At 68.8% G+C, this 23526-nt stretch carries 15 protein-coding genes; 5 read left to right on the plus strand and 10 right to left on the minus strand.

Translation table 11 applies throughout. The features are described 5' to 3' along the window. Nucleotides 1–112: 112 nt before the first annotated feature. Nucleotides 113–1651, minus strand: coding sequence for a phage tail sheath family protein (locus H181DRAFT_RS18040; RefSeq protein WP_045865552.1), 1539 nt, complete (start codon nucleotides 1649–1651; stop codon nucleotides 113–115). A gap of 271 nt (nucleotides 1652–1922) precedes the next feature. Between H181DRAFT_RS18040 and H181DRAFT_RS29975 the strand changes: the two genes are divergently transcribed. Next, entirely contained in the window at nucleotides 1923–6674 is a 4752-nt protein-coding gene (locus H181DRAFT_RS29975) for a phage tail protein (protein WP_254666898.1), read from the plus strand. A 92-nt stretch (nucleotides 6675–6766) separates the two neighbouring features. Further along, a complete protein-coding gene (locus H181DRAFT_RS29205) occupies nucleotides 6767–7321 on the plus strand; it encodes a hypothetical protein (RefSeq protein ID WP_139131721.1) in 555 nt (184 codons plus the stop codon). A gap of 1164 nt (nucleotides 7322–8485) precedes the next feature. Here H181DRAFT_RS29205 and H181DRAFT_RS18055 read toward each other — a convergent pair. The 4 genes from H181DRAFT_RS18055 to H181DRAFT_RS18070 form a co-directional block, all read right to left on the minus strand. Further along, nucleotides 8486–10576 carry an ATP-binding protein gene (locus tag H181DRAFT_RS18055; protein WP_045865553.1) on the minus strand — a complete coding sequence of 697 codons (2091 nt, stop codon included), beginning with the start codon at nucleotides 10574–10576 and terminating at the stop codon, nucleotides 8486–8488. Next, the gene (locus tag H181DRAFT_RS18060; protein WP_045865554.1) at nucleotides 10573–11337 is read right to left on the minus strand and encodes a Pvc16 family protein; all 765 of its coding nucleotides are present in this window, start codon (nucleotides 11335–11337) and stop codon (nucleotides 10573–10575) included. The genes H181DRAFT_RS18055 and H181DRAFT_RS18060 overlap by 4 nt, the downstream gene beginning before the upstream one ends. A gap of 55 nt (nucleotides 11338–11392) precedes the next feature. Next, nucleotides 11393–14125 carry an HYR domain-containing protein gene (locus H181DRAFT_RS18065; RefSeq protein ID WP_254666899.1) on the minus strand — a complete coding sequence of 911 codons (2733 nt, stop codon included), beginning with the start codon at nucleotides 14123–14125 and terminating at the stop codon, nucleotides 11393–11395. Nucleotides 14126–14440: 315 nt separating this feature from the next. Beyond that, nucleotides 14441–15082: a helix-turn-helix transcriptional regulator gene (locus H181DRAFT_RS18070; protein WP_078895817.1), complete on the minus strand. Its 642-nt coding sequence runs from the start codon at nucleotides 15080–15082 to the stop codon at nucleotides 14441–14443. Nucleotides 15083–15303: 221 nt separating this feature from the next. Here H181DRAFT_RS18070 and H181DRAFT_RS18075 point away from each other — a divergent pair, with 221 nt between their 5' ends. After that, on the plus strand, nucleotides 15304–16626 hold the full coding sequence (locus tag H181DRAFT_RS18075; protein ID WP_175439795.1) for a COG1470 family protein: 1323 nt from the start codon (nucleotides 15304–15306) through the stop codon (nucleotides 16624–16626). Nucleotides 16627–16839: 213 nt separating this feature from the next. Here H181DRAFT_RS18075 and H181DRAFT_RS18080 read toward each other — a convergent pair whose 3' ends face one another. From H181DRAFT_RS18080 to H181DRAFT_RS18090, 3 genes are all read right to left on the minus strand, one after another. Next, on the minus strand, nucleotides 16840–17673 hold the full coding sequence (locus H181DRAFT_RS18080) for an eCIS core domain-containing protein (RefSeq protein WP_045865555.1): 834 nt from the start codon (nucleotides 17671–17673) through the stop codon (nucleotides 16840–16842). A gap of 245 nt (nucleotides 17674–17918) precedes the next feature. After that, a complete protein-coding gene (locus H181DRAFT_RS18085) occupies nucleotides 17919–18110 on the minus strand; it encodes a DUF1918 domain-containing protein (protein ID WP_045865556.1) in 192 nt (63 codons plus the stop codon). A gap of 150 nt (nucleotides 18111–18260) precedes the next feature. Then, nucleotides 18261–19265, minus strand: a complete 1005-nt coding sequence (locus tag H181DRAFT_RS18090) for a DMT family transporter (protein WP_074467930.1) — start codon at nucleotides 19263–19265, stop codon at nucleotides 18261–18263. On the opposite strand from H181DRAFT_RS18090, the gene H181DRAFT_RS18095 reads away from it, so the two are divergent. After that, nucleotides 19264–20760 carry an aminotransferase-like domain-containing protein gene (locus tag H181DRAFT_RS18095; RefSeq protein WP_074467931.1) on the plus strand — a complete coding sequence of 499 codons (1497 nt, stop codon included), beginning with the start codon at nucleotides 19264–19266 and terminating at the stop codon, nucleotides 20758–20760. The genes H181DRAFT_RS18090 and H181DRAFT_RS18095 overlap by 2 nt on opposite strands. 239 nt (nucleotides 20761–20999) lie before the next feature. Here the strand turns inward: H181DRAFT_RS18095 and H181DRAFT_RS29980 are convergent, their stop codons facing one another. Beyond that, nucleotides 21000–21128, minus strand: coding sequence for an LPFR motif small protein (locus tag H181DRAFT_RS29980; protein ID WP_254666900.1), 129 nt, complete (start codon nucleotides 21126–21128; stop codon nucleotides 21000–21002). A 242-nt stretch (nucleotides 21129–21370) separates the two neighbouring features. On the opposite strand from H181DRAFT_RS29980, the gene ligD reads away from it, so the two are divergent. Beyond that, a complete protein-coding gene (gene ligD, locus H181DRAFT_RS18100; RefSeq protein ID WP_045865559.1) occupies nucleotides 21371–22390 on the plus strand; it encodes a non-homologous end-joining DNA ligase in 1020 nt (339 codons plus the stop codon). A 76-nt stretch (nucleotides 22391–22466) separates the two neighbouring features. Here ligD and H181DRAFT_RS18105 read toward each other — a convergent pair whose 3' ends face one another. Continuing rightward, entirely contained in the window at nucleotides 22467–23465 is a 999-nt protein-coding gene (locus H181DRAFT_RS18105) for a hypothetical protein (protein WP_045865560.1), read from the minus strand. Nucleotides 23466–23526: the final 61 nt, after the last annotated feature.

Here is a 23526-nt window from a genome sequence, read left to right on the forward strand (position 1 = left end):
AACCCTGGTGCTGCCAGTGCTCGCCTGTCAGTCCTCGGCGTCGGTCGACGGCGGGCGCTGCGACCCCACTTGGCCGCGGTGGTCCCTCGTCCGGTCCCTCGTCGTCGTCCGGTCACTCGTCCACGGCGCCGGAACCGCCGGAGAGCTGCGCGAGCCGGAACACCACGAACTCCGCAGGCTTCACCGGGGCGACGCCCACCTCGCAGACGACCTGGCCGTTGTCGATGCTCTCCGGCGGGTTCGTCTCGTTGTCGCAGCGCACGTAGAAGGCGTCGTCGGGAGTGAGGCCGAACAGGGCGCCCTTGCGCCACTCGTTGACGAGGAACGCCGATACCGTCCGACGGACCCGCGCCCACAACGCGTCGTCGTTGGGCTCGAAGACGACCCACTGCGTGCCCTCGAGGATCGACTCCTCCAGGTAGTTGAACAGCCTCCGCACGTTCAGATACCGCCACGCCGGGTCGCTGGAGAGGGTCCTGGCACCCCAGATGCGGATGCCGCGGCCGGGGAACGCCCGTATGCAGTTCAGGCCGATCGGGTTGAGCAAGTCGTGCTCACCCTTGGTCAGTTGGGTCTGCAGCGCGACTGCGCCCCGCAGCACTTCGTTGGCCGGGGCCTTGTGCACGCCGCGCGTCTCGTCATTGCGCGCCCACACACCGGCGATGTGGCCGCTCGGCGGGACCAGGGCGTTCCGTCCGGCACCGGCGTCGAACACCTTGATCCACGGGTAGTACATCGTCGCGTACTTGGAGTCGAAGCCGGTGCGCTCCATGCGCCACGTGCGTGCCTGCTGCGGGCTCAGACCGGGCGGAGTGTCGAGGATCGCGACGCGGTCGCCCATGGCCTCGCAGTGCGTGATGATCCCCTGCTGGACCGAGATCACCGTCTCCAGATTCAGCACGCCCCGCTCGTAGGCGCTCATCAGGTCCGGCGCGGCGACCATCGTCACGTCGTCGACGGCCTCCAGACCGCCGAGGCCCGTGCGCTGGTCGGGGTCGCCCACGTAGGAGTCCGTCGACAGGTCGTCGGGTGCGGACGCCCCACCGGCCCCCACGACCGGCGGGGCAGCCAGGGTCACCGACTGCGCCTCCGGGCGCGCCGGTGCGGCGCCCTTGCCGGGCTCCTCCAGCGAGATCAGCGACGACTGGGCCTTCACCTTCGTCGCGACGTTCTCCTTGCTGCGCTTGGCGGTGACGGAGGGGTAGGTCTCCTCGACGCGGCCGTCCCGCTTCACGACGAGGGTGAAGACGTCCCGCGGTGGGTCCTCCTCCTCCGGGTCGGTCACCTCGACGGTGATCTCACCCGTCACGCCGGGGAGGGTCCGTACGACGTAGGGGCCCAACTGCGCCTGAGCGCCGGCGGGCAGCTCCCTGCCCGCCTCCTGGTCGCTGCCGCCGATGCGTACGACGTAGCAGATGCCGCCGCCGTTGGCGAAGAAGCCCTGCACGGACGTGGCGAGGTACGTCCCCTCGACGAAATCGCCGAAGACCGTGGTGAACTGCGTCCAGTTGGTGATGAGCGTGGGCTCGTTCAGCGGGCCCTTCTGCGCGAAGCCGATGAATGCGGCGACCGACGTCCCCACACCTTGGATCGGGCGGGAGCCGGACTCCACCTCTTCCACGTAGACGCCCGGCGACAGGTACGACGGCATGCCACGCTCCTCCTTGACCTGGACCTCGAAGTCCTGACCTTGGTCGGGAAACGCAGGCGATTCTTGTTCTTGTCCTGGATCATCTGAAAGGGCTTTCGGCCGCCCCCGCGTACAAGACCGCGTGCCCGAAGGTGCAGCGGGCGGTGCCTTCTTGCCGTGACGCGCGCTTGAGCTGAGGGCCCCTGCCGGTGGCGATGCTGGCGGCCATGTCCGGGTCTATGGGTCGGGGGCGCGCGGGTCACGGGGTCGGCGGTGCCGGCCGGGTGGCGCGGTGAAGGCGGCCCCGGACAAGCCCTCGAAGACTGCTGCCAAGTCCGGGCAGGAGACGGGCCGTTCGGCGACGGCGACGGTACAGCAGACCGCCGAGGCAGCGGCGGCTCCCACCACCTCCGGTCCGGGGTTGGACCGCCGAAGTCTCCAGCGCCTGCAAGGGATTGCCGGGAACGCGGCGGTCTCCCGTCTCGTCGCGCAGCGCTACACGGCGCCGGTCAAACCGCCGCCGTCCAGCGCGCCGGGCTTCCGCAAGGTCACCTCGGATGTGGCGGCGAAGAAGCAGAAGGTCGCTCAACATCCGCCCGCGGAGGGCGAGTCGAAGTCGGCGCAGGACGCGGCGAAGGCGCCGGACGACGACAAGGAGGCCCAGGGAAAGGTCGCCAACTCCGAGAAGATGGACAAGGCGAAGCCCGGGGAGTTCGACAAGCAGGCCTTCATCGACGCCGTCAACAAGGCCATCGCCGACCAGGCCCCCAAGAACCTCGACGAGGCGGAGAAGTTCTCCGAGTCGGGCAAAGCGGAGAACGTCAAGGAGCAGGTCGACGGGAAGGTCTCCGACGGCAAGAAGACCTCCGCGAAGGACATCGAGTCCGAGACCAAGGCCGACCCCGACACGTCCGCGGCCAAGGAAAAAGAAGTCAAGCCGATGTCGCCGGACAAGCCCCCGGCGAACCCGGGCGCACCCGACGCCGAGGGTGCCGTCCCGGACAAGCAGCCGGACGAGGTGACGGACTTCTCCGACGGCCCGAAGGCCAACGACAAGGCGATGGCCGACGCCGAAGTCACCGAGGAGCAGCTGAAGAAGGGCAACGAGCCGGAGTTCGACGCGGCGCTCGGGGAGAAGAAGAAGGCGGAGGCGGACTCGGCGAAGGCCCCGGGGGAGGCAAGGGGAGCGGAGAAGGAGCAGCTCGACAAGGCAAAGGAGGGCGCCGCCGCCGAGGGCACCAAGGCCATGGCGGCGATGACGGCCAAGCGGGGCGAGGCCGGAAAACAGGTCGAGGGCGGCAAGAGCGAGACCAAGTCCAAGGATGAGCAGAAGCGCGAGCAGGTCACAGCGAAGCTGCAGAAGGTCTTCGACGCCACGAAGAAGGACGTCGAGGGAATCCTGGACGGACTGGACAAAAAGGTCGACGACCAGTTCACCAAGGGCGAGAAGGCGGCCCGCAAGGCATTCGAGGCCGACCAGTCCCGGCGCATGAAGGAGTACAAGGACAAGCGGTACTCGGGCTGGACGGGCAAGGCCCGCTGGGTCAAGGACAAGTTCGCCGGCCTCCCGGACGAGGCGAACCAGCTCTACCAGCACTCCCGCAAGCTCTACGTCTCCAAGATGCAGGGCGTCATCTCCTCGATCGCCGACACGATCGGCGCAGAGCTCGGCAAAGCCAAGGCCCGCATCAAGAAGGGCCGTTCGGAGCTGAAGGCGGAGGTCGACAAGCTTCCCGAGGACCTGAAGAAGTACGGCCAGGACGCTGCCAAGGACTTCGCCGGCAAGTTCGACGACCTCGAGTCGGAGGTCAACGACAAGTCCAAGCAGCTCGTCACGGACCTGGCGACGAAGTACACCGAGGCGCTCAACAAGGTCGACGAGCGGATCAAGGAGCTCCAGGAAGCCAACAAGGGCCTGATCGAGAAGGCCAAGGACGCGATCGTCGGCGTCATCAAGACCATCAACGAGCTCAAGGATCTGCTGCTGGGCATCCTGGCGAAGGCCGCCGGCGCGATCATGAAGATCATCAAGGACCCGGTCGGCTTCCTGAAGAACCTGGTCAAGGCGGTCGGCGCCGGCCTGGAGCTGTTCATCAGCAACATCGCCGACCACCTGAAGAAGGGCCTCGTCGCCTGGCTGCTGGGCACGGCGGTCAAGGCGGGCATCGAACTCCCGGCGAAGTTCGACCTCAAGGGCATCATCCAGCTCATCGCCTCCACGTTGGGCCTGACCTGGGACAACATCCGCGCCCGCGTCACCCGCAAGGGCGTCCCCGACCAGGCCATGGAGGCCGTCGAGTCCCAGGTGCCGGTGGCCAAGGCACTCGCGAAGGAAGGCCCGTCCGGCGCGGCCGACGAGATCTCAGCGCAAGTGGGCGACCTGAAGTCCACGATCCTCGAAGACCTCAAGTCCTACCTGATTCCCACGGTCATCATCGCGGGCATCACCTGGATCGTCTCCCTGCTCAACCCCGCCTCCGCCTTCGTCCGCGCGGTAAAAGCAATCATCGACATCGTCTCGTTCGTGGTGAACCAGGGCGCCCAGATTGTCGAATTCGTCAACGCGGTCCTCGACGCGGTCATCGAAATAGCGAACGGCGGCGCGGCGGGCGTACCCAAGATGGTCGAGACGGCGTTAGCAGCGAGTATCCCGCTTCTGATTGGGCTTCTGGCTTCCCTGTTGGGCATCGGCGGCCTGGCGAACAAGGTCAAGCAGGTCATCCAGAAGGCGTCCAAGCCGGTTAATCGGGCGATCGACAAGATCGTCGACAAGGTTGTGAGGGCGGGGAAACTTCTTTGGAAAAAGTCTAGAGGTAGAGAAAAGAACAAGCGGAAAAATTCACATCCAGCCAGCGCGCTGGATAAGCTGCATCGGGTCGCTCGGCGGACAGCTACCCGCGGATGGGAAGCGGCAGCCCAGCGGAGTGCGAACGAAGTCCTGAGGCCGGACGACCTACAGTCGACACTGAAGGAAGTTGCGAATGCACGCGGTGGTGTCCGGGTCTCGCTCGAAATCGTCGAGAGTCGCAACACCTGGCGGGTGAAGGCTCGTGCGGCGAAAGCTGGCAAGGGATCGATCGCCCAGGCGGGAAGGGGCTGGGTTGCCCAAGGGCGGCACCGCGAGCCCTGGTACGCCGCCCGTGATCTTTCCGAGTTCAACCGGTCGCTGGTAGACAGCGCCTTCGCCGAGCTGCGCGGCAATATTAACGACTCCGGCGACGCGGGGGATCTGCAAGAGAGCTACCACCAGAAGGTCAAGGCAGGGCGACGCATTGAGAAGATCCAGCAAGCCCTTCTGGACGGCCAGGTTAAGGGGCTTCGCTTCTCAATAGTAACCGAGCCATTTTCCAGGGTAAAGAACGACAAAGAGATTCAAACGAACATGAAGGTCACGCCCAACGAGACGTCGAAGACCGGAACCGTACCGCTAAATGGAGTGGTGTTCCCGTTCAAGATTGGAAAGGCGGTAGCGGAGCCGATTAAGCTTACCAAAGTTCGGCAGCCGATCGAGAACCTGAACCGTATTCGTGTGCCCATGTTAGGGCGAGAGGTGATGAATGGCTACGTAGTGAATATGGCAGCACAGCCCGGGGAGGTGGAGGCGGACCTCGCATCGCGCTACATGAATCAGGCGTGGGAGGGATCTGAATCGGGGGGGCTGGCTACAGCGAGCACGGCTGTGGTGATCGGCGTCAATACATACAAGAGATTGGACCCGCAGGAGAATAGGGAGGGGAAAAATGCAATCCGAGCGGCCATGGCCGGCATTGAACAACCGAAACATCTCCGTATGGCCATCATGGGATTTACATGGACACCGACTTGGGAACACGTCACGAAGGGGCGTGTTCCATTAACGGAAGTACGTGAAGCATATCACAAGTTGTCCGATGCGGATAAAAGTCAGGCTATCGCTGACAACGAGTCAGACTGGCGTAAAGGGAAGCTGCCCTATGGGATATTCCGCGAGGCGGTACTTGGCTCATCACACACCGCGAAGGCCGTGTCAATCCTGTCTGAGAAAAATCAAAGCGTACACATCGTGAGCCAGGACGCCGACGGTGGAGTACACACCCCAAGTGAACGCGGATTCTTGGCAGAGTATAGTCGAATCCTCAAAGCAATGCAGAACGATCCGATTCTCACGATCGGCGGGTACATGTACGACCGCTTCGACTGGGGCGAGTTGGCCGACTCGCGAACAGCTCAGCTGACCACCCTTGCCAATGTGGTAGACCGGGCGATCCGGGCAGCCATCGCCGAGGTGCATCCATTAATGCTGTATCCGACCGAGCCAAACTCGATGATGAAGGCGCATGACAGGAGGGTGGGTGACGGCATTTTGCAGAACCCATTGATAAGGGAGGGGCTTGACGCGTCTCAGGGTTCGCTCTACGGCGTCGGCGACGCTGAGGGGCGCACGGCCAGGAACGCCTTGATGCGGGCGTACGGTAGGGAAAAGTTCTCCGTGGCCTACACGCCGAGTGCGAGCATCGTTACGAGTCCGCTCCCTGATAATCGGCAACGCGGACTCACGATAACGCCTGAGGACGTGCATGAAGTAGCGAACCGAGAGCGCTTCCCGAAGAATAGGGCGGAGCATCTACGGCGCAGTCACCGTGCGTATGTATTGATTATGCAGTCCCAGACGATGGCGAGTGCGGTAAACCTGGCTCGCGAATTCCGTCTAGCGAATCCCCAAGGGTTGAGGGCAACTGACCAGAGCGTCTTGGAGCAGGAGATATTCAGGCATGTTGAGGAAATGGTCAAGCTCATGACCGACGAGCCCTCACTGACAATGGAGAGTGACGAGATAAAAGAACGTCTTGCTGCGCTAGAGGCGAGTGCACGAGAAGTTTCGCAGCAGCCGAGGGTCGCTGATAGAGAAGAATCGCTGGCGGCTATCGAGCTATCCTTTCGCATTGTCGACAAGATTATCGAGGCCATGACAGCTGAGGACCTCAGGAACACGTGGGAAAATTTGCACACCTTGCTCGAGGAGATCATGAGGGATCCCAGACCGAGTCAGGGAGGTCCGCGATGAATGAGAACGCGGTAAGTCGAGCACGCCAAGAGGCCTCCCGTGGGGATTATTCTTCAATGGCTCGTCTAGCGCGAGTATTGTACGAAGCTGGGATGGCGCCTCGTGAGGTAATCCGCGAGTGCTACGAAACGGAATTACCCGAGGAGTTCTTCCTTATCTCTGAGGTGGGCCCCTACAGGCTGGACTGGCAATTTCTCTTCACGAACCAGCCTTGGCAGCTAGCTGTGCCTCTAAGTGAGGGCGGCCCACCACCAGAGCCTTATCTCCTCCTGGATCGGGTAGAACGCAGGATCTTCGGCCGTGATCCCGGACTCATCCCCCTCGTGCGAGCCTTGAATCTCGACGCCTATCACGGTGGCCTAATTATTTGCTACCACGTGGATGAATTGAGTGTCAACTGCCCAATTACCTTCGGTATTCCGATGGAAGTGGGCCCGGACGATGAGATCGAGCGCTACGATTCATCCCTTCTGGGCGTGATCCATCAGCACCATAGTGAGACTCTCAACCTCCTCATCCAAAGGTACAATCTATCGTCGAATCGTGGTGCGGGTGCTGTGGACTGGGGTGAGGTCGAGGAGGCCCGGGAGGCCGTAGCTCAAATCGAGGAATTGCAATTACAAGTTGAATCTAGGAATCTGGAGTAAGAGTGAGATGATCGACCTAATGGGGGGTCGTGAACGGGATTCTACTAGTCCCCGAAGGCGGCCGTAGTTACTTCTCTATGCAATTCCGCTCGATGGAAGTCGTAGGTTTCTATGTCCGAGACCTTAATTATGATGCTGAAGCGTTTAATTGAGGGAAGGATTTTGGCTACCTGCGCATGCTCGCGCCGTAGGAAGTTTACTGCTGCCAAATTGCCCATTGCCGTTTGTCCAGCTATCAGAAACACGGGGCATTGTGATTCCGATGGCAAGAACTTCGCCACGAGAGCGTACTCGTCGTTCCCTGGGTCAAACAAGAATTTCTCTCTACCGACCTGAATGGCCATTGAGTCCGAACTGGTGCCGCTATGAGGGTGAATTGTGACCCCGGGAAGGTGAGCGGCGAGGTGGCCACCCGTCCGTGGGTTGGCGCCGCCGATGGGGCCGCCCACGCAAAATTCTGTGCGATCACCGTTGCCCCCTCGAAAATCGCCGGGTACTATGATCACGTGGCAGCCTAAATCACCCACAAGTAGTGTTAGCTCGGTAATGGCCCGTACGTCTCGATAATGCGCGGTGCCGGGTGCATCATACTTGCTTCCAAGCACTATGAGGCATCTCTGGCCAGGGCGGACACCAAAGAATTCTGCCCTCCGGTTTTCCGCTCGAGTACGCTTGAATCGCTCCCACACCCAGACCGATGCACCGCCAAGTAGGCTGGTTACTAGCCCGATCGCTATGTTTGCAAGCACCGATTGAATTGGCGTCCTCCTTCTTCTTTGAGGTATCATCTCACGGCCGGGGAGTTTGCACCAGACCGTCTCTGTGCTGTGTGGTTGAGCTCTCTTTATGTGCTGAGAGGCGTTAGTAGGAGTCTGTGCTTGACGTACGAATTCTTGAGTGTGTTGACGTGTTTTTTTGGCGCCGATACGTGATTCGCACAGTAGAGTGTCGAATTCTCATCGCTTGAGCTGGGGGTCCGACCCAACTGCCTGGGATTATTCTTGTGCTTGAATTTCTTAATGCGTCTCTGGTGCAAATGGGATCTAGGTTGGCGGTCGTCCCGAACGGGCCTGCACCAACGGTGCGTAACCAGTCATTTTTGTTTGCAGAATGAGTATCTGGACTTGTTCGACACTCGTCCCATTGAACCAATGGTGAGCACACTCAGCTCAGCAGGCTGAGGTATTGACCAAACTCGGAGAAAACTGTCAGACGGCCGAGCTTCTGATATTCTCGCTGCACTGCATGTATCAGTCTCCGCATAGTCAGCGGCGCTCCCGATTCCGCCGTCAGATAAGCCGCTGTCACAGCAATAGACCTAATATTGCCGCCCGCAAGCTCGAAGGATTCCGCGCAGAAGTCGAGGTCCAGGTCCTCCGCGTCGGGGAGTAGGGGAGCGAGGCAGCGTTCCCAGAGCACCCGGCGTTCCGCAGCCTCCGGTAGGGGGAAGTCGATGACCAGGTCGAGGCGGCGGGTGAAGGCGTCGTCCAGGTTGGCGCGGAGGTTCGTGGCCAGGATGGCCAAGCCGTCGAAGGTCTCCATGCGTTGGAGCAGGTAGGCGCTCTCGACGTTCGCGTAGCGGTCGTGGGCGTCCTTGACCTCGGAGCGTTTGCCGAAGATCGCGTCTGCCTCGTCGAAGAGCAGGACGCCGTTGATGCCGGCGGCCTCCGTGAAGATGCGCTCCAGGTTCTTCTCCGTCTCGCCGACGTACTTGTCGATGACCGTCGACAGATCGACCGTGTAGAGGTCCAGGCCCAGGTCGGCCGCGATGACCTCCGCGGACATTGTCTTTCCCGTGCCCGAGTCGCCGGCGAAGAGTGCCGTGACGCCCCGGCCGCGGCCGCCACCCGGCCGCATGCCCCATTCGCCGAGCACACGGTCGCGGTGACGGGCGCGAGCCGTCAGTTCGCGGAGTTGGGCCAGAGGGTCGGGTGGGAGCACCAAGTCGTCCCAGCCGACGGCCGGTTCGATGTGGCGGGCCAGGCGGTCGAGGCCCGCGGCGTTCTGGGCGCGGGCGCCTGCGCGGACGTGGTCCGGGGTGAGTCCGCTGCCGTTGAGCACTGCCGTCTGTGACGTGGCGCGGGCCGCGCCAGCGATCTGGTCCGGGGTGAGGAGGAACGGGGAGAGGGTCCGGGTCAGGTCCAGGCTGGACGGGACCTCCGTGCCGTATGACGCCTTCCAGAGCTCCGCTCTCGCTGTGGGCTCCACTCGCGGGGCCTGGAGGAGGAGCGGTGGGTGCTTCGACCACGAGGCGTCCCAGGGCGCGCGGCCCACGAGGATCACCGGGGCGTCCGCTTCCGTCAACTGCCGGATTGCGCCGACCTTTTCCGGGAGGAGGGCGTCGACCGGGCCGCAGACCAGGCCCGCGCCGGTCAGCCGCGCCTCACGTGTCAGGACGCGTACCGCCTCCGTCGGGTTCGGGTCCTCGGCCAGGCGGTGCAGGTCGGTGCCGAGCGGCGTGCGGCCTGAGCGGACAAGCGCCGAGGCGGCCAGTGAGGTGCCCGCGCCGCCCTGGTCCTCCCGTAGGTAGGCCAGCCGGACGCCACCTCCGAGGGCGCGCGCCAGGGGAGCCGGGTCGCCGACGCCGGGGATGTCCGGGCGGGGAACGAGCAGGTCGGTGATGCGGGGGTCCGGGGTGTTGTCTCCGAGCAGATGCGCCGTCACGCGGTCGGGGACGCGTAACGCGCGGGCCAGGAAGGGGCGTTCAGGTTCCTCTACGAGGAGGAGACCTCCTGCCCGCAGCGGGGAGAGCGGGTGGAGGCGGGCGCGGGCAGCGGAATCCGCCGGCGGCATGCCGCAGAGGCCGAGGGCAAGGCCCGCGCTGGGGCGACGGCGTGTCACATCGTCGTTGAGATAGCCGTAGAAGGCCTCGAAGCGCTCGTCCAGGTCGGGGAGGAGCGTGATGAGGAGGATGTCGACGTCCAAGGCAGAGAGGGCGAACTCCCGGGCCAGGACGTGGAGTCGGGATGTGGTGTCCGCTCGGGACTCCGCGTCCGACAGCCGGTCCCGCTCGGTCTCGGCCGGGGCGGGGACGGAGCGGCCCTCTTCCAGGAGCCGGAGCACTGCCTCGTCGTTGAGGTAGAGGCCGCGGAACTCGTCGTCCGGGTGGGGGTCGGTGGCGCGTCGGAGATGGACCGCCCGGCGGACGCGTTCCTCGATGATGACGGCGCGGTCCAGCAAGTGGCGCAGCGAGACGTCGAGTTCGGCTCCGTCGCCCGCCCCATCCGCGTCGCCGTGTGGAGTCTCCCGCGTCATTCGCCGCCCTCGGAGATATGGGAGGCGATGCCGCCGCGGCGGGTACGCGTACGGGGCTCGGGGTCCGCTCCGTCGTCGGCCGCGCGGGGCGGCGCACCGGGGCGCGTGCCGTAGATCGGCTGCTTCACGCCGTTGGGTGCGGTGCGGTACGCGGTCGGTTCGTGCCCCGGACGTTCGTCGGGCGGCGGGGCGTCGAAGAAGCCGAGTTGCAGGCCCTCGTCGCTGACCGGTGGCCCGGCCGGGTAGACGGGGGACGCGGTTGCCGGGACGCTCACTACGAGGTCGAGTGACGGTTTCAGTTCGCCGCCCAGCGCGCTCCACACGTCCGCGAACGACCTGTCCTCGGGCGGCGGCAGCGCCACCGTCATCGGTACGGCGACGCCGATCTCAGCGAGCGTGCCGGTCAACCGCTCGGCAGGCAGCGCCTCGTACTGGAGCAGGCACGTCAACAGCGAGGAGAGCAGGCGGTGTTCGTCCTCGGGCCGCTTCGTCCACGCCGTGATCAAGTACGACAGTTTGAAGTAGCGGGGCGGGCGGCGCCGGGCGACGACGATGCCCTGCTCGTCGTACTGGTTGTGCAGGCCGCGCTCGCGGAGCTGCATGTGCTCGCGGATGTCGTACAGATACAGGTTCACCGTGGGGGCGTTGACCGTCGCCGCCCAGTCGCGGGTCGGCGCGTCGAAGACGACGGCGATCTGCCCGCCCTCCAGCGGCTCCGCGCGGAACAGGGCGCGCAGCGCTTCGTCGACCTCGTGGATCACGGTGCCTCCTCCCAGCTACGCGTCGTCGCGCTGCCCTTCCGTCGAGATGCGTTGCTCAGCCCCGTCCTGCGAAGTCCGGTGGTTCCAGGTGTCGTTGGACGACCAGGAACGGCTTCTGCAGCCGGTCCAGCGCACGGACGTCGGCGCGCAGCTTTCGCGGACCGATCTGGTCCTTGCGCAGTACCAGCACCGGTGCCTCGAACTCTCCGTCCCGGCCGACCCGTACGGGGGAGCGGGCGGCGGTGATGCCGGGCTTCCACGTCAGGCTGACCGTGCTGCCCGGGGGGAAGTCCTTGCCGCGTGCCAGTACGGCCTGGCCGGGCGGTCCGGCCTTCGGCGTCACCGTCAACTTCGGTTCGAGGACGCGGAGATGAGCGCTGTCCTTGTTGTTCTTCCGGTCCGGATCGCTGGGGGAGCTGCTGACGGTGGCTTTGACGTCCCCGCTCTCCGCCTCGCGGTAGACGGCTGCCTGTGCCACGACGAGCCGGCCGCCGGGCTTGATGCTGCACGGGTCGCTGAGGGTGCAGCCCGTGAGAGGGCCGAGGGCACGGCGCTTCGCCTTGTCCGGCTTGGGCCACTCGGCCGTGACGACCACGTCCTTGGCTGTCTTGGGGCCCGCGTTGGTGAGGACGAAGCGGGCGACGGTCTGCCTGCCGACGTAGTTCTCGGCGGGCGCGACGCTCGTCTTCACCGCGACATCCGCCTCGTTCGGTACGGGCGGCGGCAGCACGGTGAACTCAGCCGTGTCCTTGCCGGTGTTGCCCGCGGAGTCGGTGGCCTCGCAAGTGACCTTCGTCGTACCGACCTTGAAGCGGGAGCCGGACTCCGGTTCGCAGCTGACGGGGAGTTCGCCGTCGACGGCGTCGATCGCCGTGGCGGGGAAGTCGATTTCGGCTCCTGACTTGCCCGGGGCTTCCACCGTACGGTCGTCCACCGTCACCTCCGGGGCGTCGACGTCCTCGACGGTGATGGTGATGACCTCCTGGTAGTCGGGTACGGGCTCGTCGTTCCCGCCGTCATCGCCGTCGGTGTCACCCTCGGTGTCACCTTCCACGTCACCTTCGACGTCGCCCTGTACGTCACCTTCCACCTCCCCCTGAACGTCCCCTTCGACGTCCCCCTGTACATCGCCTTGGACATCCCCCTGTACATCGCCTTGGACGTCGCCCTGCACATCCCCCTGCACGTCTCCTTGGACGTCGCCCTGCACGTCTCCTTCGATCGTTCCCCCGTCGTCGCATCCGCCGGACCCGCCGCCGAGCAGCCCTCCCAGCAGGCCGCCCAGCGCGCCCAGGGTGTCGCCGCCCGTCAGCCCCGCGAGGGCTCCGCCCACCAGGCCGACCGTGCTGCCGTCGCACCCGCCGGTGCCGGCGATCGCGCCCGCTGCCGCTCCGGCGATGACCTCGCCGTCCGCGCCGCCGACGCCACCGACCGCGGCCCCGGCAATGAGGCCGCCCTCCGAGTCGCCCGTGCCGGCGATGAGCCCGGCCGCGGCGCCCGCGGCCGCCGTCCCGTCCGCGCCGCCCACCGCGCCCGCCGCCGCACCGGCGATGGCACGGCCTCCCGAGTCGGCCCCCGCACCCGGTCCCGAGTCGGCGCCCTCCAGCCCCGCCACGTACGGGTCGCGGTTCTGGTGCGCGGCCGCGTCTTCGACGACGGCGTCCGGTGAACTGCCGTCCGGGAGTTTCCCGTCGGCGAGGAACTGGATCGTGCACTCCAGGTCGGCGCCCTGCGGCGCGTCCTTGTCGGCCTTGACGGTCTCCGTGAACGTCGCCGTCTTGCCGCTGGTCACCGTGCGCGTCGACGGTTCGAGCGAGACGGACAGGGACGGATCGCAGTCCAGGGTCTGGTAACTGATCGTCGTGGGAAGGTTGGTGAGCCCTTCGACGACCTTGTCGGAGACCTCGTCGGCGTCGATGCCCTCGAAGAGCTCGCCGTTGGTCTCCTCCGCGACCTTCGTCGCCTGGTTCGGCTCGTGCGTCGGGTCCTGGTTGTCCTCCTCCCCGTTGCCGTTGTCGCCGTTGCCGTTGAGGCCGTCGCCCAGTTCCGTCGTCACGTCGACGGCGAGTACGCGAACTCCCGCCTCGCGCAGTGCACTTGTCGTGTCCCCCAGGGAGTGGCCGAGGCTCGGGTCGTGGCTGGACGCGTCGCCGACGAGGACGACGACCGGGCTGGCGCCCTCCCTGAACTCGGTCTGCCCACCGCTTCCGTGGGCGATCTGCCACAGCGCGTTGATCCAGTCCTCGGCCGGGCCGTTGCTCTGGTAGCCGCGGTCGGTGTCCAGGCGGTCGACGCCGTTCTTCTGGACGTCGTCGATGTTGTCGGTGAGGCCCTGAAGCACCGTGTAGGCGCGGGGGCCGTCGGTGACGTCGCCGTAAGTGGCCACGGCGAAGCGGGCGTCGGGCTGCTCGTCGGTCACCGATCGCGTAATACTCCGAAGGTTCTCCTGCACGTCCGCGATCGGCGGCCCCATGCTGCCCGTGCCGTCGACGAGCATCACGACGTCGGGCCGCGGGGGCACGACGGGTGTGCGCACCTTCTTCTCGACGGTCAACGACTCGCCCGGCGACAGGGATTCCTCGACGCGGTCGGGGGTGACGCTCGGGCCGCGGTCGCCGGGCTCGGACCATGCCACGACACCGGGCAGGAAGCTGATCGCGAGTACGAGCACGAGCGTCAGTGCGCCGATGTGCAGGGCGGCCGTCCCGGTTGCCAGCCGCCTGACGGAGTGTGCCGCGGTGCGCCATCCCGCCGCGCCGGGTCGTCGAAGGCGCTGAACACCCCGCACAGAAGCCCCCCTTGTGATCCGCCGATGCGCGCTTCACCCTCGCCCGCCCGCCCCGTCGGTGGAGAGCGGAAGGGAGCCAACCCTTCGGGTACGGGCCCGTGCCCGAACGTGCATCGAGGCCGGGTCCGCGCCGCATTGCGTCCGTCGTGCCCCGCCCGCGGCCCCTTCCGGACCGGCGACTCAGGGCCCCGGTACGGGCATCGGGACAGAGGCAGCGCCCGCGCCGGAGTAGGCCGACAGGCGCTGCCCGTCACATCGTGCTCAGGGCTCAGGGCTCAGGGCTCAGGGCTCATGGCTCATGGCTCAGGCTCAGGCTCAGATCAGACCCTGCCGCAGCGCGTACGCCACCGCGTGCGAGCGGTTCCGCAGGTTCAGCCGCGTCATCACCGCGTGCAGCACGTTCTTGATGGTCCGCTCCGAGTAGGCGAGCTTGAGGGCGATGTCCGCCGTGTCGCACCCCTCCGCGACGAGCCGCAGCACCTCGATCTCCCGCGTGGCGAGCCCCGTGAAGTTCAGTCCGCGCGGCCCCAGCACCTCCCCCTGGAGCTTGCCGACCTGTTCGAGGAGCGTGCCCAGAAGGTCCGGCGGTACATGGCCCTCCCCGTTGGCCACGGCCTTGATGACCTTCACCAGGCGCTCCGGCGTGGCGTCGGCCCGCCGTACGATCCCGACGAAGCCGCATTCGGCCGCGCTGAGCAGCTGCTGCTCGTCGATGTGCGTCGTGACCAGAACCCCCCGCGCGGCGCTGGTCCGGTGGATCTGCCGTAACGCCCGTAACACCGATTCGTCGACGGCGTCCGCGACGACGACCACCACTTCGGGCGGTTCCTCGGCGTCCTGGTCCACGAGCCGCACTTCGGGCCGCGTCCGCAGGTGGCTGGCCAGACCGGCCTGCGAGATCGGGTCCTGGGCTCGTACGTCGACGGTGACGCGGTCCACGGAAGTGTGCTGGTTCATCCCGTGCTTCCCTCCCCCTCAGTCAGGCGCCGGTGCGCCTGCCTATGTGCAATCGGTCTCTCTTCCAGTCGCTGCGGCTCTGTGCGGCAGAAGGCTCCCCCGCCGTCCGTGCCGTGCGACAGAGGGCAGAACACGATGGCTCAGAGAGAACCCGCATTTGCCCGAAAGCGTTCCTGTCCGGCCGCTCCTCGTGGTGCCGGTGTGAACGTACGGTGCGCGCCATGAGTGTTTCGGCGAGCCTCGACGAGTCCACCGTCAGCCTGGAGCCCGGCAGCGAGGCGGCCTTACCCGTCCAGGTGCTCAACTCGGGCACCACGGTCGAGGAAGTCCGCTTCGAGGTGGTCGGGCCCTGCGCGGGCTGGGCCGCTGTCGAGCCCGAGAGCCTGTCGCTCTACCCCGGCGCGTCCGGTACCGCGACCATCACGCTGCACCCGCCGCGCAGTTCGTCCGTCATGCCGGGCGAGACGCCGCTGGGCCTGCGCGTCATCCCCACAAGTGACCCTGCGCAGACGGTGGTTCCCGAACGCTCCGTCGAGGTACTGCCGTTCAGCGACGTCACCTCCGAGATCGTCCCCCGCGCCTCGCACAGCGCGTGGAGGGGACGTCACGAGGTCGCCGTCGACAACAGGGGCAACACGCATGCCTCTTTCGACCTGGAGGCGCGGGAGGAGACCGAGCGTGCACGGCTGGTCTTCGAGCCCGCGCAGCTGGACGTGCCGCCGGGCGAGGCGAAGTTCGCGAAGCTGAAGGTGCGTCCGGTGCAGCGCGTGTGGCGCGGGGCGCCGGTCACCCATCCCTTCCAAGTGCTCGTGACCCAGCGCCCGTTCGGGGATGGCGCCGAGCCCGGGATGCCCGTGGTGCTGGACGGCACGTACGAGCAGGAGGCCATCCTGCCGCGCTGGCTGCCCCGCGTGCTCATCGCTGCTGTGCTGCTGGTGGGCCTGCTGGCCGGGCTCTGGTACGGGCTGCTGAGGCCCACGGTGCGGTCGGCGGCGAAGGAGGCCATCACGCCGGAGGCCATCAACTCGGCGGAGGCCGAACGCGCCAAGAACGCAGCGGAGAACGGGAAGAGCGCGGGTGGCGGCGCGAACAGCGGGGCGAGCGGCTCGGGCGGGCAGAGCGGCGGCCGCAACGGCGGCGGGGCGAGCGGCTCCGGTGGCGCGGGCGGCGGAGGCGGCGCGCCGAAGAGTGCGCGTGTGCAGGTCAAGGACTCCGTCGGCGGTGGTGCGACGGACAAGACCGCGTACACGGTCGAGGGCGGCAAGGTCTTCTCGCTCACCGACATCGTCGTGCAGAACCCTCAGGGCGACTCGGGCACAGTCGTCGTCTCCAGCGAGGACGGGCAGGTGCTCGACCTCGCGCTGGAGAACTTCCGCGACTCCGACTACCACTTCGTGACTCCGATCGAGGTCTCGGCCGGCGGCAAGATCACCATCTCCATCACCTGCCGCGAGGTGGGCAAGCCCGTGAAGGCGCCCAAGCCGTCCCAGTGCAGCGAATCGCTGTTCCTCGGCGGCTCGTTGAGGGACGCGAAGGGCGACTGACGGGCACGCCGGGCCGGGGTCCGGCCTCCGGGGCGCGTAGGGCCGCACGCCGTACGCGCCCCTTCGTGGTCCTCAAGGCCCGCGTCTCGTCCTCAAAACCCGGGCAGGGCCAGCCAGTTCGGGTGCCGCAGCCAACCGGGGGCCGGGTGCCCCGCCGGTCCGCACGGCGTGCGTCTCCGCCGTGCCGGTCAGCGGCCCCCGCCGTACGGCGGCTCACTCCGGAGGTGGCTCCTCCTCCTCTTCGGCTTTCGCGTCGCCGGCGGCGCGCTGCACGAACGACCCCTGCACGTCCGCCGGTTCCTCCTCCTCGTCCTCGGCCTGCCGCTGAACGGCGGCGGCCGGGGAGGGCGCGGCCGTCGCGCCCGCCGCAGGACCGGAAGCCGTCTCGGACGCGGGAGCGGGCTGTGCCATGACGCGTTCGGCGTTGGCGCTGGCCTCCTGCTCGAAGCGGTCGGACGGGTCGCTGACGCGGATACCGCCCGGCGCCTCGGTTCCCTCCACGGGCCCGCTGCGCTGCTGGATGACGTGCGTCAGCTCGTGGGCGAGAGTGGTGCGGCCCTCGTGGGACGAGGGGTCGTAGGCGTCGCGCTGGAAGACGACGTTGTTGCCGACCGTGTAGGCGCGGGCACCGACGTCCTTCGCGGAGTCGTGCGCGGCGGAGCCGGTGTGGACCCGTACGTCGGAGAAGTCGGCACCGAGCCTGCCCTCCATGTCGGTCCGTGTGTCCTGGTCCAGGGACTGCCCGCCGGAGGAGGAGATCACGTCGTGGACGGAGGACCTGGCAGCGGACTGCCCGGCGCCTTCCTCCTGCTCGCGCCCGTCCCCGGCGCCCTCCCGCTGCACCATCGACGTCACGGCGCCGTTGCCGACCGTCCGCTGGAGGGCCCCCATGCCGGACCGGCCGACGACGTCCGTCCGGCCGGAGGCAGCGGCGCGCAGCAGATGCGGCAGCTCCGCCGGGGCGCGCGTGTCACCCGGCGTCCCGTCCCGCCTCAGCACCTCGTCGTGTTCGTGGCCGTGTTCCCGGTCGTGCTCGTGTGCGCGCATCGTGCCGCTCCCCCTCGAACTCCGCCGCGTACGAACGTCGTTACGGGGGCCCAGCGTGACGGGGCGGGGGCAGAGCGTAAAGGACGTACAGCGGCACCGGAGGTGCACTTCCGCTTGCCCTTTCAGGCAGGATTGCCCGGACCTGGGCGGATAGCGCAGGGCCGGGGCGGGCCTGTCGCGCATACGGGGGCGGCGGCCGCACGCTCATGCGCGGCCGCCGCCCGGCGTACGTCCGTCAGGGGCCGTCAGGCCTTCTTGCGCTCCCGCACCACGGTGTCGGGTCCCGGTGACATGACGGCCTCGTGGCCGTCGTCGAAACGCACCCGGTAGGGCGGTTCGCCGTCGGTGCCCAGTACTTCGACGATCTCCGCGACGCGGTCGTGGTCGCCCACGACCCGCCCGTGCATCAGCAGGCTGTCGCCCGTCTTCGCTCGCATCAGGAGGACCCTCCTGTCCGCAGGGTGTGCACGGGTGGTTCCGTGCAGTCCGCACTGTGCCTGTCTGCACCGATAAGTCTACGGCGGTGCGGTGAACTGCGCCCGGGCTGAGGCCCGTCAGCCACCGCCGCCGAAAGCGGTACCGGCCCGTCAGGTACGGCTCCGGCGCACGACCGCTATGCAGACCAGCACCGCCACCGCCGTCAGCGGCGCGGCCGCGGAGAGCTCCTCTCCCAGCAGCAGCACCGACCAGCCGAGTGTGAGCAGCGGCTGCGCGAGCTGCGTCTGACTCGCCCGGGCCACTCCCGCGACGCTCAGTCCGCGGTACCAGAGCGTGAGGCCGAGCAGCTGGGACCCGGCGGCCACCCACAGCAGCCCGAGGACCGCGTGCACGGTCGGCCCGCCGGAGGGCTCCAGGGCGAGGGCGACGGCGGCTCCCGGCACGGCGAGCGGCAGGCACCCCACGAGCGCCCACCCGACCACCTGCGTCCCGGTCAGCTCACCCACCAGGCGCGCGCCCTCCGCGTACCCCGCCGCGCACAGCAGCAGCGCGACGCCCAGGAAGAGGTCGCCGGTGGTGGGGGCGCCGCCGGACTCGTGCACTGCGAAGGCGATGACGGCCGCCGCCCCCGCGAGAGCGGCCCCCCAGAAGACACGGGACGGCCGTGCCCCGGTGCGCAGGGAGGAGTACAGCGCGGTCGTCAGCGGGAGCAGTCCGACGACGACGGCCGCGTGCGCGGTGGTGGACGTCTGCAGGGCGAGCGTCGTCAGCAGCGGAAACCCCACCATGACGCCCGACGCCGCGACGGCCAGCCACGGCCAGTGGCGCCGCGCCGGCACGGGCACGCGGAGTACGGCGACCAGGACGCTCGCGAGGACGGCAGCCAGCAGCAGCCGCAGGAAGGTCGCCGACCAGGGGCCGAAGCCCTCCAGCGTCCAGGCGGTGGCGGGAAAGGTGAGGGAGAAGCAGACGACGCCCAACGCGGCGAGCAGCAGCCCGCCGCCGCCCGCACGGGGTGCGCCCGGGGCGGTCCGCACGGCCGGTGCGGGCGCCGCGAGGTGGTGCCGCGGCTGTGCGCCCTTCGCGTCGACGTCCGCCCCGCGAGGTGGAACCGCTACTCCCTGCGAACCAATAGCGCTATCGTTGTCTCTCATGCATGAGCGTAGCAGCGTCGCTGAACTGGCGAAAACTCTCCGTGCGCACCTCAACCGCTACTTGCCGGGTGAGAAGCTGCCGTCGAGCCGGGAGCTCGTCGAGGCTCATCGCGTGAGTCCCGTGACCGTCTCCCGCGCTCTCGCCCGCCTCGCCGCCGAAGGGCTCGTCGTCACCCGCCCCGGCGCCGGGGCCTTCCGTGCGGAGCCGCGGACGGCCCCGGCGGTGAAGGGCGACACCTCCTGGCAGGAGGTCGCGCTCAGCGCGGACGCCTCCGCCGATCAGGTGCCGCGCAGCGTGGACGCCGGGGGAGTGCTGGCGACCCTGGCGGTGCCGCCCTCCGGCGTCGTCGAACTCAGCGGCGGGTACCTGCCCGCGAACCTGCGCCCCGAGCGCGCGCTGTCGGCGGCGCTCGCGAGGGCAGGGAGGCGCCCGGGGGCGTGGTCCCGGCCGCCGGTGGAGGGCGTCGAGGAGCTGCGGGACTGGTTCGCGAGGGACATCGGCGGTCCCTCGGGGAGCGTCACGGCCGCGGACGTGCTCGTCACCGCGGCAGGCCAGAGCGCCATCACGACCGCCCTGCGCGGACTCGCGGCACCCGGAGCGGCGATCCTCGTGGAGTCCCCGACATACCCGGGGCTGCTCGCCGCGGCGCGGGCCTCCGGACTGCGGCCCGTCCCCGTGCCCGTCGACGCGGACGGGGTCCGGCCGGAGCTGCTCGCCGCTGCGTTCCGCGCCAGCGGGGCGCGCGTCTTCGTCTGCCAGCCCCTCTTCCAGAACCCCACCGGCGCCGTACTGGCGGCAGGGCGGAGGGAGGCCGTCCTGGCGGCCGCCGCGCAGGCCGGGGCGTTCGTCGTCGAGGACGACTTCGCCCGCTGCCTCGCCCACGAGGACGCCGGCCCGCTGCCGCCCCCGCTGTGCTCGGAGGACGCGGACGGCCGGGTCGTCCACCTGCGCTCTCTGACGAAGATCACGTCGCCGAGCCTGCGCGTGGGGGCGCTCGCGGCGCGCGGGCCGGTGCTGGAGCGGTTGCGGGCCGTGCAGACAGTGGACAGCTTCTTCGTCTCGAGGCCGCTGCAGGAGGCCGCGCTCGAACTCGTCGGAGCTCCCGCGTGGCAGCGTCATCTGCGCACGGTGGCGGGGGAGTTGAGGAGCAGACGGGAGGTCATGCTCACCGCGCTCGCCAGCCGGCTGCCCGACCTGGTGCCCGCCCGGGTGCCCCGCGGCGGTTTCCACCTCTGGGCGCGCCTGCCCGCCGGTACGGGTGAGACGGCGCTCGCCGGTGCCGCGCTGCGGGCCGGTGTGTCCGTAGCAGCGGGACGCCCGTACTTCCCCGCCGAATCACCGGCGCCGCACCTGCGGCTCAGCTTCGCACCGGCGAGCGGCGAGGCCGACCTGGTGGAGGGCGTACGGCGGCTGTGCGACGCGTTCGAGGAGACGGGCGGCCGCAGCGCACCACCGGCCGGAAGCGACGTGGCCGGCCCGGCCGCGCCGGAGTGACGCACCGCTCTGCCTGGTGAGCGCGGACGGCGGGACGACAGCCCAACGCGCTTCAAAGCCCGGCCGGTTGACCCACTCGGCGCGGCGCTCTGGCCGGGCGGGGCGGCTCGCGACGCGCGGAGCGCAACCGTGCGGAGGCAGAGCCGCGCCCGCCGCGGTCGTCACCTCGCGGCGGGCGCGGTCGTTCCGTCCCCCACACGCCCGTCCGGTCCGGGACCGGACGGGCCGTCGTCAGGCCGTCAGTGGCGGCCGTGGGCGGTGTCGGAGACGCCGCCGAAGAGCCTGGCCACGAGGCGGAAGGGCAGAGTCACGACGGTGGCCACGGCGCCGCCGATGGTCCGCAGCATGTCTGCAATCGCCTTCAGCATGGGTGAACCTCCGTTTCCGGCCCGTCAGCGGGCCGGTGTATTGCCATGTGTTCTGCCGTGGTCCCCGCTTGCCCCGCGAATCCGGGCGGAAACGGGGCGGATCCGGTCCGCTTCCGCCCGCGGTCCGCACGCCCTGCCCGTCCCCGGCCGTCCCGGCATGGCGGCCGCCCACGGGGGTACGCGCGACGTCCCTGACGCCACAGGAACACCGCGCTCAGCCCCACCGGCACAGAGGACGAACCATGGACCGCTCCCTGCTGGACGCCCTCCCCGAAGACCACCGCGCCCGCCTCCGTGACGCGCCCCCCGGCAGGGATCTGGCGGCCCGTCCGATGCTCGCGACCCTCAGCGACAGGCGGGACTTCGAGGGCGGTGGGTGGCTCTTCGAACGCAAGCTGGACGGCATCCGCGTCCTCGCCGTACGGGAGGGCGACGACATCCGCCTGCTGTCGCGCACAGGGAAGCCGCTCAACGGCAGCTATCCGGAGATCGTGGACGCCCTCGCCGCGCAGGGCTGCGACGACTTCACAGCCGACGGCGAGATCGTGGCCTTCGCCGGCGGCCGCACCTCCTTCGAGCGGCTGCAGCAGCGGATGCAGCTGACGGACCCGCGCCAGGCCCGCGCCACAGGCGTCGCCGTCACCTACTACCTCTTCGACCTGCTGCGCCTCGACGGGGCCGACGTCAGGGCCCTCCCGCTGCGGACACGCAAGCAACTGCTGCGCGGCGCCCTCCACTTCCGGGCCCCGCTGCGCTTCACCTCGCACCGCAACCAGGGCGGCCCGCGACTCCTCGACGACGCCTGCCGCCGCGGCTGGGAGGGGCTGATCGCCAAGGTGGCCGACGGGCGGTACGTCACCCGCCGCTCGCCGGACTGGCTGAAGCTGAAGTGCGAGGCGGGCCAGGAGTTCGTCGTCGGCGGCTGCACCGAGCCCTCCGGCACCCGCGTCGGGTTCGGGGCGCTGCTGATCGGCTACCACCAGGGAGGGAAGCTGCGCTACGCCGGGAAGGTGGGCACCGGCTACGACAACGCGACACTGGTCTCACTCCGCCGCCGCCTCGACGAACTGGCCGTCGCACGCTCGCCGTTCGCGGATCCCGTACGGGAGCGGGGCGCCCGGTGGGCGTCGCCCGAGCTCGTCGCCCAGATCGGCTTCACCGAGTGGACGCGGGACGGCAAGCTGCGCCACCCGCGCTTCCTCGGCCTCCGGGACGACAAGGACCCGCGGGAAGTCGTCCGCGAGGAGCCGCGGCAGGGGTGACCGGGCCGGGCGTCCCGGCGGCAAGCGGTGTCCCCGCCCGCCGATTCGCGAGCGCCCCCGGCGGGGGCGGTGTGGCTCAGCGCCCCCGGCGTCCGCCGCGAGGGGCGGCCTTGCCGCTCCGCCCTCGTCCCGCCGAGGGGGCCGCGTCGGCCGACTGCCTCGCTCGCTTCCCGGCTTCCTCCGCGCGGCGGCGTGCCTCCCGCGCCGTCCGGTCGGTCTCCCGCTCGTTCTTGCGGCGACGCGTGTGCTCCCGTTCGGCCTCCCGGAGTTCCTCGCGCAGCCGCTCCACCCTCTCCCCGGCCTCCTCCCGCGCCGACCGTGCCGCCTCCGCGTCGCCGTCAGCCGCCTCCGCCTCCCGCTTCAGCTCCTCCGCCCGGGCGTCGGCTTCCTCGGCGTCCCGGCGGGTGCGCTCTTCGGCCTGACGGGTGCGCTCCCCGGCCTGACGGGCCTTCCCGTCCGCTCGTGACCTGCCCCCGTCCGCGGTGCTGTCCGAGCGCCGTGCGCTCTTCCCGGAGGACGACGCGGTTCCGGCGGAGGAGGACTTCCGCTTCCGTGTGCGTCCGGCCCCGGTGCGGGTCTGCGGGCCCGCGGCCTCGGCGGCGGCGTCGAACCCGACGGCAACGGACAGGGGCTTCGCGAGCCTTCCGCCGGCCCACTCCCGCGCGGCACCCGGGTCCGACAGCACCGCCTGCAGCGTCTGCGCCACCTCCTGCTGGGCCTGCGGGCCGAGGGGCTGCCCGGCGTCCGAGGCGAGCTGCCCCGCCTGCCGGGCCAGGGCGGCCACGAGCTGGTGCTGCCGGTGGGAGAGGGCGCGCAGCTCCTGCCCGTCCAGGTCGCGGTGGGCGTCGCGCAGCTGCTCGCCGAGCCGCAGCAGCGGGGCGACGTCCTCCTGCTGCTCGCGTACGAGGAGGTTGCTCGCCCACGCGGCGAGGGTGGGGCGCCGCAGGCCGCGGATCTGGCCGGCCAGGTCGCGTTGCCCCGCGGCGCGTGCCTGCCGTGCGCGGTCGTCCCGGGCGGCGGTGAACTCCTCCGGCCGCAGCCCGTACAGCTCGTCCGCCACTTCGTCCAGGTCCACACGGGCCTCCCGTGGCCGGTCCGTCTTTTCGCGACGCTCACATCGATTTCACCACCTGAGG

This window comes from Streptomyces sp. WMMB 714 (assembly GCF_900090125.1).
Classification (GTDB): Bacteria; Actinomycetota; Actinomycetes; order Streptomycetales; family Streptomycetaceae; genus Streptomyces; species Streptomyces daqingensis.